The following is a 17,135-nucleotide window of genomic DNA, read 5'->3' as shown; positions in this document are numbered from 1 at the left end:
AGTTGTTACAACCTTTTAACAACCACTGTATTAATTTTTTACATAATAGTGAGTGATTACACAAATCACCTACTTTAATTTTATCCTTATTAAGGGCTTTTTTACAAACAATAAGCCTGTACAACAGCACATTTCTTTTGATTTATAAGCAATTCGTCCATTTTTAGAGAAATTTTTTCACAAAACAAAAACGAAAAGAAAAAATAACTAAAGTTACCTCTTCTTTTCGTTCTGTCGGCGTATTCTAATGTCCTTCTTCCTCCAACCAGCGACGGAGTTTATCCATTTGTGCAATGAACAACGGAAGATGTTGCCTTTCTAAACGACTATAGTTGATCCTTAACCCCTTTTCTTCACCAAAAAGATAACCTGGAGCTACACCTACCCCCTCACGCAACAATCTTTCTGCTAATGCCTTAGTCATTTTTCCACCGTTCCAAGTCAACCATGCGTAGTAACCTCCCGAAAGAGGCGCTAATTGAAAGAAATCTTGGGAATCGATCCATTCCCGTATAAGTTGGCTGTTCGTTTCTAATCTTTGACGAAGACTTGTCATATTCTGTTCAAACGAAGAATCAAAAACCGCAGTGGCGGCCATTTGTGTAAAGATACTCAAAGAAACGTCCATCATTTTCTGCGCTTCAGATAATCGTTGGATAAGAATAGCTGGACCGACGATCCAGCCGATTTTTGTTGTTTCCCCTAGAAGCCGAGATAGCGAACCTACATATAAAACATTCTCTGGATCAATAGCATGGATCGGAGAGATAGCCGCTTGTGTTTCAGGAGAAAATGCTAAATCAAAAAACACGTCATCTTCAATGATCGGTAGTTTATATTTGCGGCAAAGCGCGACCAAATGTTGGCGCCTTTCAGCAGACATCACTGTACCTGTTGGATTTTGAAAGTTAGGGTTAACCAAGACCGCTTTGATTTTATGTTTGAGAATGGCTTCTTCTAAACGATCTAAATCAATCCCATGCTCATCCATCGGAATACCAAATAACCTTGTACCTAAGGCTTTGAACAAAGGTAAACCGTAAAAAAAGGTGGGTGATTCGACAGCAATTGCATCTCCTACTGACAAAATCGTCTGTAAAATAAGAAAAATCGCTTGTTGCCCTCCGCCAGTGACTAGCAGTTGACTTTTTTTAAACGAAAATCCGTTAGTTTTCACCAATCGTTCTCTGATTTGCGCCATCAATGGTTGATAGCCAAACACCGAAACGGCTTGTTCTTCTTTTATGATACCTTCTAATGTATAATTGGGCATTTCGACATTTGGAAGTACATCAACTGGCATCTCGCTTGAGTAGAGATCTAAAAAATCAGATTTTCGACTTGCCTCTTTGACCTTTTCTCCATAAGTATCGACTATTTTTCCATACCGAGCTGAAATCAGCTGTCGCCAATCGATCCTTGGTTCTGAAAAATCGCCCCACGTCAAAGAACTAATAAACCGCCCACTCCCTCGGCGACTTTCCAAGATACCTAATCCCTTCAACTCATCTAACGCATGAACGACTGTCGTACGATTCACACCAAAAAAATCAGCAAATAATCGTTCAGAAGGCAACTTATCCCCTGGCTGCAATTGACCACTTTCGATTTTCTTTACGATCTGGTCCATGACCTGTTGGTAGGCAGACCCTTTATTTTTGTTTACTTTCGTCCACATATTTATTCTCCAATAATTTACTTTCTACTATTGTAGCTTAGTTTCAAAAGAAATAAAAATATCAAAAAAAAGATTGGTAAGATTTCTCCTACCAATCCTTTTCTTTTGAATTAAATCGTATCTCCATTAAAAATCGAGTTTTTAACGATCACGTAATCAACTTTTCGAATCGATTCTAAATCGCGTCCACCAGCATATGAAATGGAAGATTGTAAATCTTGTTGCATTTCGACTAACGTATCTTTCAATGATCCTTTATGTTGGATCCAGATTTTCTTACCTTCGACGTTTTTCTTCTCGCCTTTTTGGAATTCAGAAGCAGAGCCGAAGTATTCTTTATAGACAACTCCGTTTTCTACTTTTGTTTCTCCCGGTGATTCTTCATGTCCAGCAAATAATGAGCCGATCATCACCATCGTTGCACCAAAACGAACAGATTTCGCCACGTCTCCAGGTGTGCGGATCCCGCCATCTGCAATGATTGGTTTACGTGCTGCTTTTGCACACCATCTTAACGCTGCTAGTTGCCAGCCACCAGTACCAAAACCAGTTTTGATTTTTGTGATACACACTTTTCCTGGGCCAATCCCCACTTTAGTTGCATCTGCGCCGGCATTTTCTAGTTCGCGAACCGCTTCTGGTGTCCCTACATTCCCAGCAATCACAAATGTATCCGGTAAATGCTTTTTGATATGTTGGATCATCGCAATCACAGCATTCGAGTGTCCATGAGCAATATCGATTGTTATATAATCAGGCACAAGAGATTTTGCTGCTAATTCTTCTACAAAGGCATACTCGTCTTTCTTCACACCAACACTGATAGAAGAGATCAAGTTTTTTTCTTTCATTTTTTCGATAAACGGGATTCGTGTTTCTTCTTCAAAACGATGCATGATATAGAAATAACCATTTTCAGCTAAAAATTCCGCAATCGTTTCATCAATGATCGTTTGCATATTAGCTGGTACAACAGGCATCTTAAATGTATGTGAACCTAATTTCACTGTAGTATCACATTCTGAACGGCTGTTTACGATACATTTATTAGGAATTAGTTGAATATCTTCGTAATCAAATACTTTCATCATATCTTCCTCTCGGGATTATATTCGTCAAAACACGAACATTACCTTCTTTTTTCGTGCTTATTTTTAGCACCTCATGTAATTTAACGTAAATCAAATAAAAAATCAAGCTTTTTATAATAAAAAAACTGTATTTTATCATTAATTAACTTTTCGTTAAAAAAAGCAAACATTTTTAAAAATGTTCGCTTTTTCGTATTAATCTTTGCTTGTTCGTTTGATTCGTCACAATCCCTATCAACGATCACTTTTTTGTTTACTATCATTTGGCTTACGAGTTTTATCTTGATTAATAATTCCCAACCGTCTGTTTTGCATCGTTTTTGCTTGGTCTTTCGCAGCATTAGTCCGATCTGCAAAAGAACCACCAGTTTGCAAGTCTCGCCGAATTTGAATATTATTTTTAGTATCTAATCGTCTATGTACATTGACCGCTCGCTCAACTTCTGCTCCTTGACTCCTTATATAATCAATGGCTCCTAACACTTTAGGCGTATAGTGGTTTCTATGCACTTTTGTTAGAGTTGCAAGCGCATCTCCACGCTTATAATTCAACTCTTTTAAGGTCTTACTACCCTCAACATACTCCTTACTGCTATTGATTTTTTCTCTAGTTTCAAAGAGCTGTTCGTCTTTTTTATGTAAATGAATCAACGCAGCACCGTAACTCAACATACTTGAATGTAATGATTCGACCGAATCGAGCACTGGTCTAGTAATATTATCGATTGAATGATGAGATTCCAACCCTGTTATGAAGTCCGTTCGAAAATCGGGATTTTGTATATCTTTCTGACTCTTTAACACTTGTTTCGTTAATCCTTCTAATTCATTTTTCCATTCATGCACTTCTTTATGTAGCACTTTCAGTTCAGCTGTCAAACGATCTTTACGAACTTGGAGCGTCTTTTTGCTTAAATCCAAGTCAACCTTTTCTGGAATTTTCGCTTCTCCATGAGTGAAAGTGAAACCCGGGCTATGGAAAGAACTGACTTTTTCAATCAATCCATGGAATACCTTCGGATAGAAAGTCTCATTCCGTTTCTCAAGCAGATTGATTGCTGAATTTTCTTGATACCCCATTTTTTTAAACGCCTTACTCGGTTGCTGTATACCTGCATGTAATTTTAAGCGAATACCTTTGATATGCTTCTCTATTTTCTCCATTTTCATGGCATTAACAACCCATTTATCTACCTTAGCATCATAGGAATTGATTGCATCAACGAGTGCTCTTGCTTGTCTTTCATTTTTAGGATATCTATTTAATAAATTATTTTGTTCTTTGATGATCTCTTTATAAAGCTTTTGTTGTGTTTTATGTATTGCACTAAAATCGCTATATAAGTGTTTTCTCTCATTTTGCAATAAATTTCTTAGGTTTTTGTCCATTGATTCTCCTCTTTTCTTCGATGCGACTCATCGTTTTTTTCTTTTTATAAAACCGACTCTCTTGCTCATCCAAAAACAGAGAGTCGGTCAATGATATCTTTTGTTTTATGGCAAAATGTTGCCAGCTGCGCGGTATAGTGCATACCAATCTTCTCTAGTCATATCGATCGTTGATGCTTTAGCGATTTCTTCAATTCGCTTAAGATTCATCGTTCCAGCAATGACTTGCATATTAGCTGGATGACGTAAGATCCAAGCAGAAGCTAAACCAGTTGGTGTTGTCTGATATTTTTCTGCCAGTTCTTCTAACGACTGATTTAATTCAGGGAATTTCTCGTTGCCGATAAACACTCCCTCAAAGAAACCATATTGATATGGCGACCACGCTTGGATCGTCATGTCATGTAAACGTGAGTAATCTAAGATACTGCCATCATGGTCCACACTTGCTTCATCAGTCATATTCACATGGATTCCTTGATCGATCATTTCTGAGTGTTTAAGACCAAACTGCAATTGATTCGCCAACAACGGTTGACGGACATATTTTTTCAACAATTCGATTTGCATCGGTTTTTGATTGCTCACACCGAAGAAACGAACTTTCCCAGATTGCTCCAGTTCATCAAAAGCCGCAGCCACTTCTTCTGGTTCAACCAATGTATCTGGACGGTGAAGTAATAATGCGTCGACATACTCCATGTTCAATCGACGAAGACTATCTTCCACGGATTGAATGATATGTTTTTTTGAAAAATCAAACATCACTCCTGGGACGATCCCGCACTTTGTTTGGATAAATAATTCATCACGTTTTAGCGAAGTTTTTGCTAACGCTTGAGCAAAAATCGTTTCACAGTCCCCACCACCGTAAATATCCGCATGGTCAAAAAAGTTGATGCCATTTTCAAAAGCTGTTTCAATCACTTTCTCAGGTTGTTCAGAACCATTCAAACGCATACAGCCTAAAATGACGGAGGATACGAGCTGGTCAGAAGCCCCTAAACGAATCTTTTTCATCAAATCTCATCCTTTCTTACCACCTCGATTTTACCATAACCACCATGAAAAGGCTTCAAAAAAAATAAAACTATTTTTCCTTTTCAGCAAAAAATAGTTTTATCTTTTTACACAGCTTTTACTTTGGCATCAAGGATTTAGAGCCGATGTCCGTCCGATAGAAAGTATGGTCAGTATTCTTGACTTTTAAAACAGAGTATATTTTTTCTTGCGCTTCTTCGATGGTTTGACCACTTGCTTCTACCAGATAGATACGCCCTCCTGAGCTTACCAGATCTCCTGATTCTTCCTCGACCCCAGCATAATAGACTGAAACTTCTGTGTCAGATGAAAAATCTGGGAGTAACGTACCTTTTTGATAAGTTCCTGGATAACCTTCTGCCGCCACCACCACACCTAGGCGACATCCTTCAGTTTCCCAGGTCAACTCGATCGGTTTGTCTGATAACAGACGATCAATAATTTCTGCTAAATCACTTTTCAGGCGAGGCAAGACAACTTGCGTTTCCGGATCACCAAAACGAGCATTGAACTCGATCACTTTCGGACCATCAGTCGTAGCAATCAAACCAGCATATAAAATACCTGTAAATGAGCGTCCTAACTCTTTCATGCCTTGTGCTGCTGGTTTCAACACTTCTTCGATCGCCTGATCGACCACTGATTGAGGAATTTGCGGTACAGGTGTATACGCGCCCATTCCACCAGTATTTGGCCCTTTATCTTCATTATAAGCTCGTTTATGATCTTGCGAGATCACCATTGGATAAACCTCTGTGTCGCGAACAAAAGCAAGTAAAGAAAATTCTTCGCCAGACAAAAATTCTTCTACGACGATTCGCTGCCCACTCGCACCAAATCGATCATTTTCTAACATCTCTGAAGCGGCGTTGACTGCGTCTTCAAGTGTTTCTGCCACAACGACCCCTTTACCAGCAGCTAATCCATCTGCTTTGATGACGATTGGCGCACCTTTTGTTTCAATGTAGGTTCTCGCTTCACTAAAACTTGTAAAAGTTTGTGAATCTGCGGTGGGAATTCCTTGACGTGCCATCAGTTCTTTAGCAAAACTCTTTGAACCTTCGATCAATGCCGCTGATTTCGTTGGACCAAAAATAGCTAGTCCAGCTGCTTGGAAATCATCAACGATCCCATTAAGTAAGGGAACCTCTGGACCTACGAACGTCCATGCGATGCCTTCAGTTTGAGCGAATCCAATCAGTTTTTCATGATCTGTTTCCGCAAGATCCACTAGTCTGATCCCGTCTTTTTTCATCCCCGGATTTCCAGGGGCACAATATACCGCTTCGACCAACGGGCTAGCTGCAAGTTTCTTACTGACTGCATGTTCCCGTCCGCCGGAGCCAATAACTAAACATTTCATTTTATTCGCTCCCTCTTAGTGTCTAAAATGGCGTACGCCAGTAAATACCATCGCAATGCCATGTTTATTTGCCATGTCGATCGACGCTTGATCTTTGATACTTCCACCAGGTTGGATGATCGCTTTGATACCATGCTTCGCAGCGTATTCGACAGAGTCATCCATTGGGAAATACGCATCACTTGCTAAAGCTGCGGTTTCTGCTTTTTCCCCTGCCTGTTCGATCGCAAGCTTGACTGAACCGACACGATTCATTTGACCTGCGCCAATACCAAGAGTTTGCTGCTGATTGGCTACAACGATAGCATTAGATTTAACGTGTTTTACCGCTTTCCATGCAAAAGCCATCGCAGCTTCTTCCTCTTTCGTAGGTTGGCGATCAGTTACGACAGTCCAACTTTCTGGTTCTTCCATTGCAACATCATCTTGTTGGATCAATAAACCACCAAGGACTGATACCATTTCATTGGCACTTTCCGCCACATTTGCGAAATCAACTTGTAACAAGCGGAGATTTTTCTTGGTTTTCAAAACAGCAAGTGCTTCTTCACTAAAACTAGGAGCGATGATGATTTCCAAAAACAATTGAGTCATTGCTTGGGCAGTAGCCAAATCGACTTCACGATTCAACACGATGATCCCGCCAAAGATCGATACTGGATCAGCAGCATAAGCAGCTTCCCAAGCTGAGAAGATCGTCTCCCCGCTTCCGATGCCACATGGATTCATGTGTTTCAATGCAACGACTGTCGGTTCTGTAAATTCTCTCATGATACGTAAAGCAGCATCTGCATCGCGAATATTATTGAAAGAAAGTTCTTTCCCGTGCAATTGTTCTGCACGTGCAATTGAGTATTCCACTGGTAAAGCAGACTGATAAAACGCAGCTTCTTGATGACTATTTTCGCCATAGCGTAGATCTTGTTTGCGCGTATAAGTAAGTGTTAGGTTTTCAGGCTCTTTTTCGCCCACAGCATCAGTCAAATATTGACCGATCAACGCATCATAAGCAGCTGTATGTCGGAAAACTTTAGCCGCTAATTTTCTGCGTGTTTCAAGGGTCGTTTGACCGTCTTTTTTGATTTCTGCCAAAACAACCTCATAATCGAATGGGTCAACGACGGCTGTCACAAAGGCATGGTTCTTGGCTGCACTGCGCAGCATACTTGGACCACCGATATCAATATTTTCAATCGCGTCCGCTTCAGTCGTTTCCGGTTTTAGGATCGTATCTTTGAATGGATAGAGATTGACGCAGACAACATCGATTGGTTGGATCGCTTCTTCTTCCATCGCTGCCATATGACTCTCGATGTCTCGTCGCCCTAACAATCCTCCGTGGATCTTAGGATGTAACGTTTTTACTCGGCCATCCATCATCTCAGGAAAGCCAGTCACTTCATCGATGGAGATCGTATCGATCCCTGCTTCATCTAATACTGTTTTCGTCCCACCTGTAGAGATGATCTCGATACCCGCAGCACGTAATCCTTTCGCAAACTCAACGATCCCAGTTTTATCTGAAACACTTATTAACGCTCTTGTCATTATTTTACATCTCCCATATTTACTAAATTTGCGATCACTTCTGGAAAGATTCGATGTTCGATCTGATGGATTTTTTCTTCTAATGTGGCTAATGTATCCTCTTTTTCGATCGTCACTTTTTCTTGACGGATGATTGGGCCTGTATCGACACCACGATCGATATAATGAACGGTTACACCTGTTTCATCTACTCCTGCCTCAAAAGCATCCCTAATCCCATGCAAACCAGGAAAATCCGGTAATAACGAGGGATGGATATTGATCATTTTATTTTCATAAACCGCGAGCAAGTCTTCACCAACGATGCGCATGTAGCCAGCCAACACGATCAAATCGATTCCTCGATTGTCCAACTCTTCAAGGATCGCTTGTTCATACTCCGACTTTGATGCAAACTCTTTTGGTGAAAAACTAGTAAAAGCAGTCCCGGTTTTTTTAGCACGTTGCAAGACATACGCCTCTGGCTGATCACAGAATAACCAGTCGATCGTCGCAGAAAGTTGATTCTTTTTGAAATAATCGACTAATGCTTGGAAGTTACTGCCATTTCCAGAAGCAAATACGGCAATCTTCATTTTTTTCCCTCTTCGATCACTACTTTTTGGTCAACAAACGGTACCACTTGACCGATTTGGTACACTTTTTCGCCAGACTCACGGATCTTCTCGATGATCCCAGCCGCATCTTCTGGCGCCACAGCAATGACCATGCCGATCCCCATGTTAAAGATTTCATACATTTCATGGGCAGGGATCTCACCATATTTCTGTAGCGCATCAAAAATCGGTAAAACCGGCCACGTGCCTTGTTTGATGCTTGCAGCCATATTTTCTGGTAACATCCGAGGAATATTTTCGATAAACCCGCCACCTGTAATATGCGCAGTCCCTTTGATCTTTTCTTCTTTGACTAATGGCAATAAGGTTGAAACATAGATTTTCGTCGGTTCGAGCAATACATCTGCTAACGGAGCATCCAACCCTTCGATTGTTTCCTCCAACGAAAATCCTTGTTGTTCTAAAAAGATTTTGCGAACTAAAGAGTAGCCATTTGAATGAATACCGCTTGAAGGCAACCCTAATAAGATATCTCCTGCGGCGATCGTTTCACCAGTGATCAATTGCTTTTTCTCTGCGATTCCTACCGCAAAACCAGCTAAATCATAATCGTCTCCTTGATACATGCCAGGCATTTCTGCTGTTTCTCCACCGATCAATGCCATATTGGCTGATACACAACCAGTTGCCACACCAGCGACGACTTTTTCTAACCGTTCCGGATCATTTTTTCCTGTTGCTAGATAATCTAAAAAGTATAAAGGTTCTGCTCCTTGCGCCAAAATATCATTGACGCACATCGCTACACAATCGATACCGATCGTTTCATGACGATCTGCGGCGATAGCTACCGCTAACTTAGTACCTACACCATCTGTCCCAGAAACTAAGACCGGTTCTTTTAACTTGTACGTGCTAAGGTCAAAACAGCCACCGAATCCGCCCAGCGAACCCATCACACCGATTCTTTCTGTTTTCTTCACATGTTTTTTGATGCGATCCACGACTTCGTAGCCCGCTTCTACGTCCACGCCTGCTTTTGCATACGCATTGCCCATTTGATTACTTGCTCCCTTCATTTGCTCCACCTAAAAAAATGATACTTTTTCTTTTAAAGATTCTTGGTATTTCTCTTCATAGTCATACAGCGGTGTTGGATAATCGCCGTTGAAATAAGCCATACATAGCCCTGAATAGGGTGCATCTTTTTGCAACCCGATGGCGTCGATCAATCCTTCTTCACTTAAGAAATCCAACGAATCAGCGCCGATACATTCTCTGATCTCTTCGATCGAATGATTCGCTGCAATCAGTTCTTTTCTCGTTTGGATATCAATGCCATAAAAGCAAGGATACTTTAATGGCGGAGAAGCAATACGTACATGGACTTCTTTTGCGCCAGCTTCTTTTAATAAATTCACGATTCTTCGACTCGTCGTGCCACGAACGATCGAATCATCGACCATAATGATTTTTTTGCCTTCAACAACACCACGAACCGCAGAAAGCTTCATTCGAACACCTTGCTCTCTTAATTCTGGCGTTGGTTGGATGAACGTACGAGCCACGTATTGATTTTTCACCAATCCGATTTCATAAGGAATCCCGCTTGCTTCAGCATAGCCACTTGCCGCAGACAAAGAAGAATTTGGCACACCAACCACCATGTCTGCATCGATTGGTGCTTCGGCTGCTAAACGTCTCCCCATATTTTTACGTGCCGTATGAACATTGATCCCCGCAATATCAGAGTCAGGACGGGCAAAATAAATATATTCCATTGAACAGATCGCCAATTGCGTTTCAGTTGTGTATTGTTCGATCGTATACCCTTCATCATTGATGATCACGATTTCTCCAGGTAAGACATCACGTACGAAACGCGCGCCGATTCCTTCTAACGCACACGTTTCAGAAGTAATGACATACGCCCCATTTTTCATCTGACCAATGGCTAATGGGCGGAAACCATTTGGATCCAAGGCCGCAACCATTGAGTCCTCTGTTAATAAAAGGTAGGCAAATCCTCCTTTTACCTCAGCCAACGCTTCTTTCAGTCGGTCTAAAAATGTCTCTTCGTTACTGCGACGGATCAAATGCATCAGAATCTCTGTGTCTGAGTTTGAATGAAAGATAGCGCCATCTTTTTCTAAAGACGTGCGCAACGAGCGCGCATTCGTCAGATTCCCATTATGAGCCAATCCGATCGATTGATCATAAAACTTGAACAAGAAAGGTTGGATATTATCCACGCTGCCATTGCCAGCGGTGGCATAACGAACGTGACCGATCGCTGCCTGTCCCGATAATGCAGCTAGTTTTCGTGGATCTTTGAAAACTTCTGAAAGCAATCCAAGATCACGGTGACCATATAACTTCCCTTCATCATTCGATACGATACCAGCGCCTTCTTGTCCCCGATGTTGCAAACTATGCAAACCAAAATAAGTGACGTTGGCAGCTTGGGGATGTCCCCAAACGCCAAACACTCCACATTCTTCATTGATACTTCTTACTTCATAAGACATTCGATTGCTTCCTCCCAAGACTGTTTCGCAGAAGCGACTGGCAAGTCAATGCTTCCATCACTCGCTTGTACCACTAATTGTTCCTGTTCAGTCACGTGACCAAGGAGCGTCACACGATTACCAGCTAACTTTTCAAATGCTTGTTGATTTTCTTTTGTCACGGATACGACAAAACGTGATTGTGTTTCAGAAAACAGGTGAGCGACTGGCAAATCAACTGTTGTCGATACACCCAATCCATTGGTGAATGCTGATTCAGCGATAGCCACCGCTAAGCCGCCTTCTGCACAGTCATGCGCACTTTGGATCAATCCCGCTTTGATTGCTTCCAATACTAAGTTTTGATTTTCTTTTTCGTTCGTTAGATCAAAATGTTCGACCATTCCTTCGATTCGACCAAGTTGCATCTTTTGCAATTCGCTCCCATTAAAGTCCGCAAACGTCTGACCGATCACGTAGATCAAATCGCCCGCTTGTTTGAATCCTTGGGTCGTGATATGTTCATGCGCTTCGATCAATCCGACCATCCCGATCATCGGTGTAGGATAGATCGCTTGTCCGTCTGTTTCGTTATATAAAGAAACATTCCCTGAGATCACAGGTGTTTCCAACATGTCACATGCTTTGGCGATCCCGTCAGCTGAATAAGCTAACTCCCAGAAGACTTCTGGTTTGTCCGGTGAGCCATAATTCAAACAGTCAGTGATCGCTAATGGTTGACCACCACTAGCTACGATATTGCGTGCTGCTTCTGCAACTGCGATCTGGCCACCAACTTCTGGATCAAGGTAAATATAGCGAGCATTACAATCTGTCGTCATCGCTAACGCTTTTTTCGTGCCACGAATCCGCAAGACTGCCGCATCACTACCAGGAGCCACGACTGTATTCGTCTGCACACGAGAATCATAGGTTTCATAAATCGAACGCTTAGACGCAATCGTTGGTTGTTTCAGCAAAGCTGTCAACGTTTCGTTCGGATCAGAAATCACTGGTTGGTATTGGCCTAATTCACGGAATTTCGCCATCCGTTCAGGTTCAACCATTTCTTTATGATACACAGGCGCATCTTCTGCCAAGGCATCGACAGGAAGATTTGCTACTTCTTTTCCATGATGATACAAACGGTATTGACCGTCATCCGTCACTTTTCCGATCGTTACTGCATCTAAGTCGTATTTTTGGAATAGTTCTTGGACACGCGCTTCTGCACCTGCCTTCACACAGATCAACATCCGTTCTTGTGATTCAGACAACATCATTTCATAAGGTGTCATGTGCGATTCACGTTGCGGCACATCATCTAAGGTCAAGATCAAGCCAGATCCAGCTTTTGAAGCCATTTCTGAACTAGAGGAAACAAGACCTGCCGCTCCCATATCTTGGATACCTACTAGAATGTCTGAGTGCTCCAAAATCAATTCCAAACAAGCTTCTAACAATAATTTCTCCATAAACGGATCGCCTACTTGGACTGCTGAACGTTGTTGTTCTTCTTCTTGGCTAAACTCTTCAGAGGCAAACGTCGCACCGTGGATACCGTCACGACCTGTTTTAGCGCCCACATACATAATCGAGTTGCCCACACCTGATGCTTGACCTTTTTGGATATCTTTATGGTCGATCAAACCAACACACATCGCATTCACTAATGGGTTGCCTTCATAACAAGGATCGAAGGCGATCTCGCCGCCAACCGTCGGTACACCGATACAATTGCCGTAGCCACCGATACCCGCAACGACTTCTTCTAAAAGATATTTGGTGCGAGGATTATCTAATTCACCAAAACGCAAAGAATCAAGTAAAGCGATCGGACGTGCGCCCATGCTGAAAATATCGCGAATAATGCCACCAACACCAGTCGCAGCCCCTTCATAGGGTTCAACTGCTGAAGGATGATTATGACTTTCTGCTTTAAAAACTACTGCTTGACCATCGCCAATATCGACGATCCCCGCACCTTCACCTGGGCCTTGCAACACCTTTGGCCCACTCGTAGGGAATTTCTTTAGGATCGGTTTTGAATTTTTGTAAGAACAATGTTCACTCCACATCACTGAGAACAAACCAGTCTCCGTATAGTTAGGCATTCTACCTAAAATATCTTCTTCGATCATACGGTATTCCTCATCCGTCAATCCCCATTGCGTATAAATCTTTTGTTCTTTGATTTCTAATGCAGTTGGTTCGATCATTGTTTTCATTTATGCAGTCACCTTTCCGAAATTCTTCAATAGGGAAACAAAGAAACGTTTGCCATCTTCTGAGCCTAGCAATGCTTCCACCGCTCGTTCTGGATGAGGCATCATCCCTAGCACATTTCCCGCTTTATTTGTGATTCCCGCAATGTTCGCTACACTGCCGTTAATATTTTCTCCCTCGTATGTAAACACGATTTGGTTGTTGTCGATCAGTTCTTGAAGTGTCTCTTCATCACAAAAATAATTGCCTTCTCCATGTGCTACTGGCAACTCAATGACTTCATTTTCGTCATATTCTGAAGTGAACATGGATTGGTTGTTGACTTTCAGTGCCGCTGATTTACAAATGAAGCGCAGTGAGTCGTTTCTTCTTAGGACGCCTGGTAATAATCCTGCTTCCGTCAATACTTGAAAGCCATTACATGTACCGAAAACAGGTTTACCTTCTTCCGCAAAACGGATCACTTCATCCATGATTGCAGAAAAACGAGCAATCGCCCCACTACGTAAGTAATCGCCGTAAGAAAAGCCACCAGGGATCAACACCCCATCATAGCCCTCAAGAGAAGTTTCATCATAACGAACATAGTCCGCCTCTGCGCCCATCACATCACGGATCGCCCAAAGTAAATCAGCATCACAATTTGATCCAGGAAAAACAATCACGGCAAATTTCATGCTAAACTTCCTCCATTTTGCTGATTTCATAACGATAAGTTTCCATATTGACATTTGCTAATAAGCGATCACAGATTGCTTCGATCGTTGCCTCAACTTCCTCTTCACTCGCTGATACTTGGATCTCAAAATATTTTCCGATACGAATCTCTTCGATCGCATCGTAACCTAAACGATGAACCGCGTTTTTAACTGCTTCTCCTTGAGGGTCTAATACTGAGTCCTTATATGTTACGTACACTTTTACAAAATACATGATTTATTCTCCTTTATTTTCGATTGATAATTGATTTAAACGATTCAGTACTTCTTGATAGACAGGAATGATATCACCGATCTTCCGTCGATATACATCTTTATCCATATGTTCATGGGTCACAAGATCCCATAAACGACAAGTATCCGGGGAGATCTCGTCTGCCAGTTCGATTTCACCTGACGCAGTTCGTCCAAATTCCACTTTGAAATCGACCAATTGTAAATCGATTTTTTTGAACAGTTCACTTAAATGTTCATTGATTTGCAATGCTTGTTTTTTTAGCTCTGCAATCTCTACTGGCGTTGCCAACTCCAGAAAAGTAACATGGGCATCATTGATGAATGGATCATTTAATTCATCTTTTTTATAATAAAATTCAACGATCGGTGTTGGTAACACTTGTCCTTCTTCTACTCCTAAACGCTTTGAAAAACTTCCAGCTGAAATGTTTCTCACGACCACTTCCAAGGGAATGATCGACCGTTTTTTAATTAATTGTTCGGTTTTTGATAATTTCTCAATAAAATGATTTTTGATTCCTTGTGTCGCTAAGTATTCAAAAATAGCACTTGTGATTTGATTGTTTAATTCAGCTTTCCCTTGCATCTGATCTTTCATCCCACCATTGAGGGCTGTTACTTGATCTAAATACTCCACCCATAAGACAGATTCATCATTCGTGCGAAACATTCTTTTTGCTTTTCCTTCATAGAGCAAATCTCGTTTTTCCATGTCAACGACTCCTTGTTTTATTAACATTGCTTGGACAACGCGTAATATTTGTTCGTCTTTTCACTTTAAATTTTACCAAGGCTCTGAATTCAAAGCAATATAAAAGTGTACATTTTATTAATTAAAAACGTTTAATGTTCGGTTTTAACATCATTCTTAAGATTCATGCTTCTTCGTTAAGAAGCGTTTACACATTTCTTGATTGGTGATATAGTAGATTTAAATAAAACAGTTAGATGTTTCAAGGAGGTTACTGAATGGAAGATCCAAGTACGTCTGCCCAAAGTTTTTTACTCGATTTATCTGTAGAAGAAAAATCACGCTTATATAATGATCTGCTTGCCATCAAAGATGTTGATGCCTGTATGAAGGATCGAAGCTTTTATACATTTAGAAAACTTCGTCGTGCAGCAAAACGACAAACAGAATGTCGAAAGCGAACATTTCATTATCAGACACAAAACAACCATGAATTAGTGATCAAACAAATCCATGAGCAGAAGCTCTTCAAGCATCATTATCGATTGCGCGTGACGTTCGATCAACAAGAGTTAGGCTACACTTTTGTCGAGACCTTATTGAGCCTTCTTCATTCACAACATTTTGATTTTGGTCATCAAATCGCTTACGCCTAAACAAAAAGAACACCCTTCAGTAGTTGATCTGAAGGATGTTCTTTTTTTCTTCAATTTGAAATAATCGTTTTAGTCATCTATTGTTCGTGTTTTATACATAAAGCAGCTTTTTGTTCTACCCGATCGATTCAGGCTAAACCAACACGTTCAAAAATGACATCAACATTTTTCATGTGATGGTTATAGTCAAAGGCTTCATCGATTTCTTCTGATGTCAAAACAGAAGTGATCGCTTCGTCTTCTTCTAATAACGGACGGAAAGCCACTTGATTGTCCCATGAATAAGCAGTCTTAGGTTGAACAAGATCGTAAGCTTCTTCTCTTGTCATGCCTTTGTCGATCAATTTCAACATAACACGTTGACTGTAGATCAAGCCGAAAGTAGCTTCCATGTTACGCTTCATGTTTTCTGGGAATACTGTAAGGTTTTTAACGATATTGCCGAAACGGTTCAACATGTAGTCAAGCAAGATCGTTGTATCAGGTAAAATGATTCGTTCCGCAGAAGAATGTGAAATATCTCTTTCGTGCCAAAGCGAAACATTCTCGTAAGCGGTGATCATATGTCCACGGATCACACGTGCTAAACCTGCCATATTCTCTGACCCGATCGGATTCCGTTTATGAGGCATTGCTGATGAACCTTTTTGTCCTTTCGCAAAAAACTCTTCCACTTCACGTGTCTCAGATTTTTGAAGTCCGCGGATCTCAGTCGCAAAACGCTCAATACTTGTCGCAATCAATGACATCGTTGCAAAATACTCTGCATGCAGATCACGTGGTAAAACTTGGGTCGATACTTCTTGCGCACGTATTCCTAATTTTTCGCAGACATACTCTTCGATAAACGGTGGGATATTCGCAAACGTACCAACAGCGCCAGAAATTTTCCCTGCTTCTACGCCTTTTGCTGCATGTTCAAAACGTTCGATGTTTCGTTTCATCTCAGAATACCAAGTAGCCAATTTCAGTCCAAAAGTCGTTGGTTCAGCATGCACACCATGCGTACGTCCCATCATCACGGTATACTTATGCTCTTTTGCTTTTTCGCCTATGATCGCTGTGAAACGTTTCAAATCTTCTCGCAAAATGTCATTGGCTTGTTTGATTTGATAACCGTAAGCCGTATCGACAACATCTGTACTCGTCAAGCCATAATGGACCCATTTTCTTTCTTCGCCAAGTGTTTCAGACACAGCTCGAGTAAAGGCAACGACATCATGGCGAGTCGATTGTTCGATCTCTAAGATACGATCAATATCAAAAGACGCATGTTCACGAATTTTTGCGACATCTTCCTTAGGTATTTCTCCTAACTCTGCCCAAGCTTCATCAGCAAGGATCTCCACTTCTAGCCATGCTTGGTATTTGTTTTGCTCTGTCCAAATATTGCCCATTTCAGGTCGTGTATAACGTTCTAACATCAAGTATT

At 41.2% G+C, this 17,135-nt stretch carries 15 protein-coding genes; 1 reads left to right on the top strand and 14 read right to left on the bottom strand.

What is annotated here, in order from left to right; genetic code table 11:
- Positions 1 to 244: 244 nt before the first annotated feature.
- The 13 genes from JZO83_RS01525 to purC form a co-directional block, all read right to left on the bottom strand.
- Positions 245 to 1,678 carry a PLP-dependent aminotransferase family protein gene (locus tag JZO83_RS01525; RefSeq protein WP_206857919.1) on the bottom strand — a complete coding sequence of 478 codons (1,434 nt, stop codon included), beginning with the start codon at positions 1,676 to 1,678 and terminating at the stop codon, positions 245 to 247.
- Between the two features lie 110 nt (positions 1,679 to 1,788).
- Entirely contained in the window at positions 1,789 to 2,766 is a 978-nt protein-coding gene (gene guaC / locus JZO83_RS01520) for a GMP reductase (RefSeq protein WP_206857920.1), read from the bottom strand.
- Positions 2,767 to 3,003: 237 nt separating this feature from the next.
- A complete protein-coding gene (locus JZO83_RS01515; protein WP_206857922.1) occupies positions 3,004 to 4,158 on the bottom strand; it encodes a hypothetical protein in 1,155 nt (384 codons plus the stop codon).
- Between the two features lie 105 nt (positions 4,159 to 4,263).
- Positions 4,264 to 5,178, bottom strand: coding sequence for an aldo/keto reductase (locus tag JZO83_RS01510; RefSeq protein ID WP_206857923.1), 915 nt, complete (start codon positions 5,176 to 5,178; stop codon positions 4,264 to 4,266).
- Positions 5,179 to 5,296: 118 nt separating this feature from the next.
- Positions 5,297 to 6,562: a phosphoribosylamine--glycine ligase gene (purD, locus tag JZO83_RS01505; RefSeq protein WP_207114816.1), complete on the bottom strand. Its 1,266-nt coding sequence runs from the start codon at positions 6,560 to 6,562 to the stop codon at positions 5,297 to 5,299.
- 15 nt (positions 6,563 to 6,577) lie between these two features.
- Entirely contained in the window at positions 6,578 to 8,110 is a 1,533-nt protein-coding gene (gene purH, locus JZO83_RS01500) for a bifunctional phosphoribosylaminoimidazolecarboxamide formyltransferase/IMP cyclohydrolase (protein ID WP_206857925.1), read from the bottom strand.
- Positions 8,110 to 8,685 carry a phosphoribosylglycinamide formyltransferase gene (gene purN, locus JZO83_RS01495; RefSeq protein WP_206857927.1) on the bottom strand — a complete coding sequence of 192 codons (576 nt, stop codon included), beginning with the start codon at positions 8,683 to 8,685 and terminating at the stop codon, positions 8,110 to 8,112. The genes purH and purN overlap by 1 nt, the downstream gene beginning before the upstream one ends.
- Complete coding sequence (gene purM / locus JZO83_RS01490; protein ID WP_206858017.1) at positions 8,682 to 9,725, bottom strand: phosphoribosylformylglycinamidine cyclo-ligase; 1,044 nt, start codon at positions 9,723 to 9,725, stop codon at positions 8,682 to 8,684. Before purM ends, purN begins: the two co-directional genes overlap by 4 nt.
- A 30-nt stretch (positions 9,726 to 9,755) precedes the next feature.
- A complete protein-coding gene (gene purF, locus JZO83_RS01485; RefSeq protein ID WP_206857929.1) occupies positions 9,756 to 11,195 on the bottom strand; it encodes an amidophosphoribosyltransferase in 1,440 nt (479 codons plus the stop codon).
- Positions 11,180 to 13,402 carry a phosphoribosylformylglycinamidine synthase subunit PurL gene (gene purL / locus JZO83_RS01480; RefSeq protein ID WP_206857931.1) on the bottom strand — a complete coding sequence of 741 codons (2,223 nt, stop codon included), beginning with the start codon at positions 13,400 to 13,402 and terminating at the stop codon, positions 11,180 to 11,182. The genes purF and purL overlap by 16 nt, the downstream gene beginning before the upstream one ends.
- On the bottom strand, positions 13,403 to 14,077 hold the full coding sequence (gene purQ / locus JZO83_RS01475) for a phosphoribosylformylglycinamidine synthase subunit PurQ (protein WP_206857933.1): 675 nt from the start codon (positions 14,075 to 14,077) through the stop codon (positions 13,403 to 13,405).
- Between the two features lies 1 nt (position 14,078).
- Positions 14,079 to 14,333, bottom strand: a complete 255-nt coding sequence (gene purS / locus JZO83_RS01470; RefSeq protein ID WP_206857942.1) for a phosphoribosylformylglycinamidine synthase subunit PurS — start codon at positions 14,331 to 14,333, stop codon at positions 14,079 to 14,081.
- A gap of 3 nt (positions 14,334 to 14,336) precedes the next feature.
- Complete coding sequence (gene purC, locus JZO83_RS01465; protein WP_206857944.1) at positions 14,337 to 15,068, bottom strand: phosphoribosylaminoimidazolesuccinocarboxamide synthase; 732 nt, start codon at positions 15,066 to 15,068, stop codon at positions 14,337 to 14,339.
- A gap of 257 nt (positions 15,069 to 15,325) precedes the next feature.
- Here purC and JZO83_RS01460 point away from each other — a divergent pair, with 257 nt between their 5' ends.
- Positions 15,326 to 15,703 (top strand): hypothetical protein, encoded by a 378-nt coding sequence (locus JZO83_RS01460; protein WP_206857946.1) that lies wholly within the window; start codon positions 15,326 to 15,328, stop codon positions 15,701 to 15,703.
- 128 nt (positions 15,704 to 15,831) lie between these two features.
- Here JZO83_RS01460 and purB read toward each other — a convergent pair whose 3' ends face one another.
- Positions 15,832 to 17,127, bottom strand: a complete 1,296-nt coding sequence (purB, locus tag JZO83_RS01455) for an adenylosuccinate lyase (RefSeq protein ID WP_206857947.1) — start codon at positions 17,125 to 17,127, stop codon at positions 15,832 to 15,834.
- Positions 17,128 to 17,135: the final 8 nt, after the last annotated feature.

The sequence above is a fragment of the Enterococcus sp. DIV1298c genome, assembly GCF_017316315.1.
GTDB classification, from domain to species: domain Bacteria; phylum Bacillota; class Bacilli; order Lactobacillales; family Enterococcaceae; genus Enterococcus_B; species Enterococcus_B mangumiae.
This window is presented reverse-complemented; position numbering and strand designations above follow the sequence as displayed.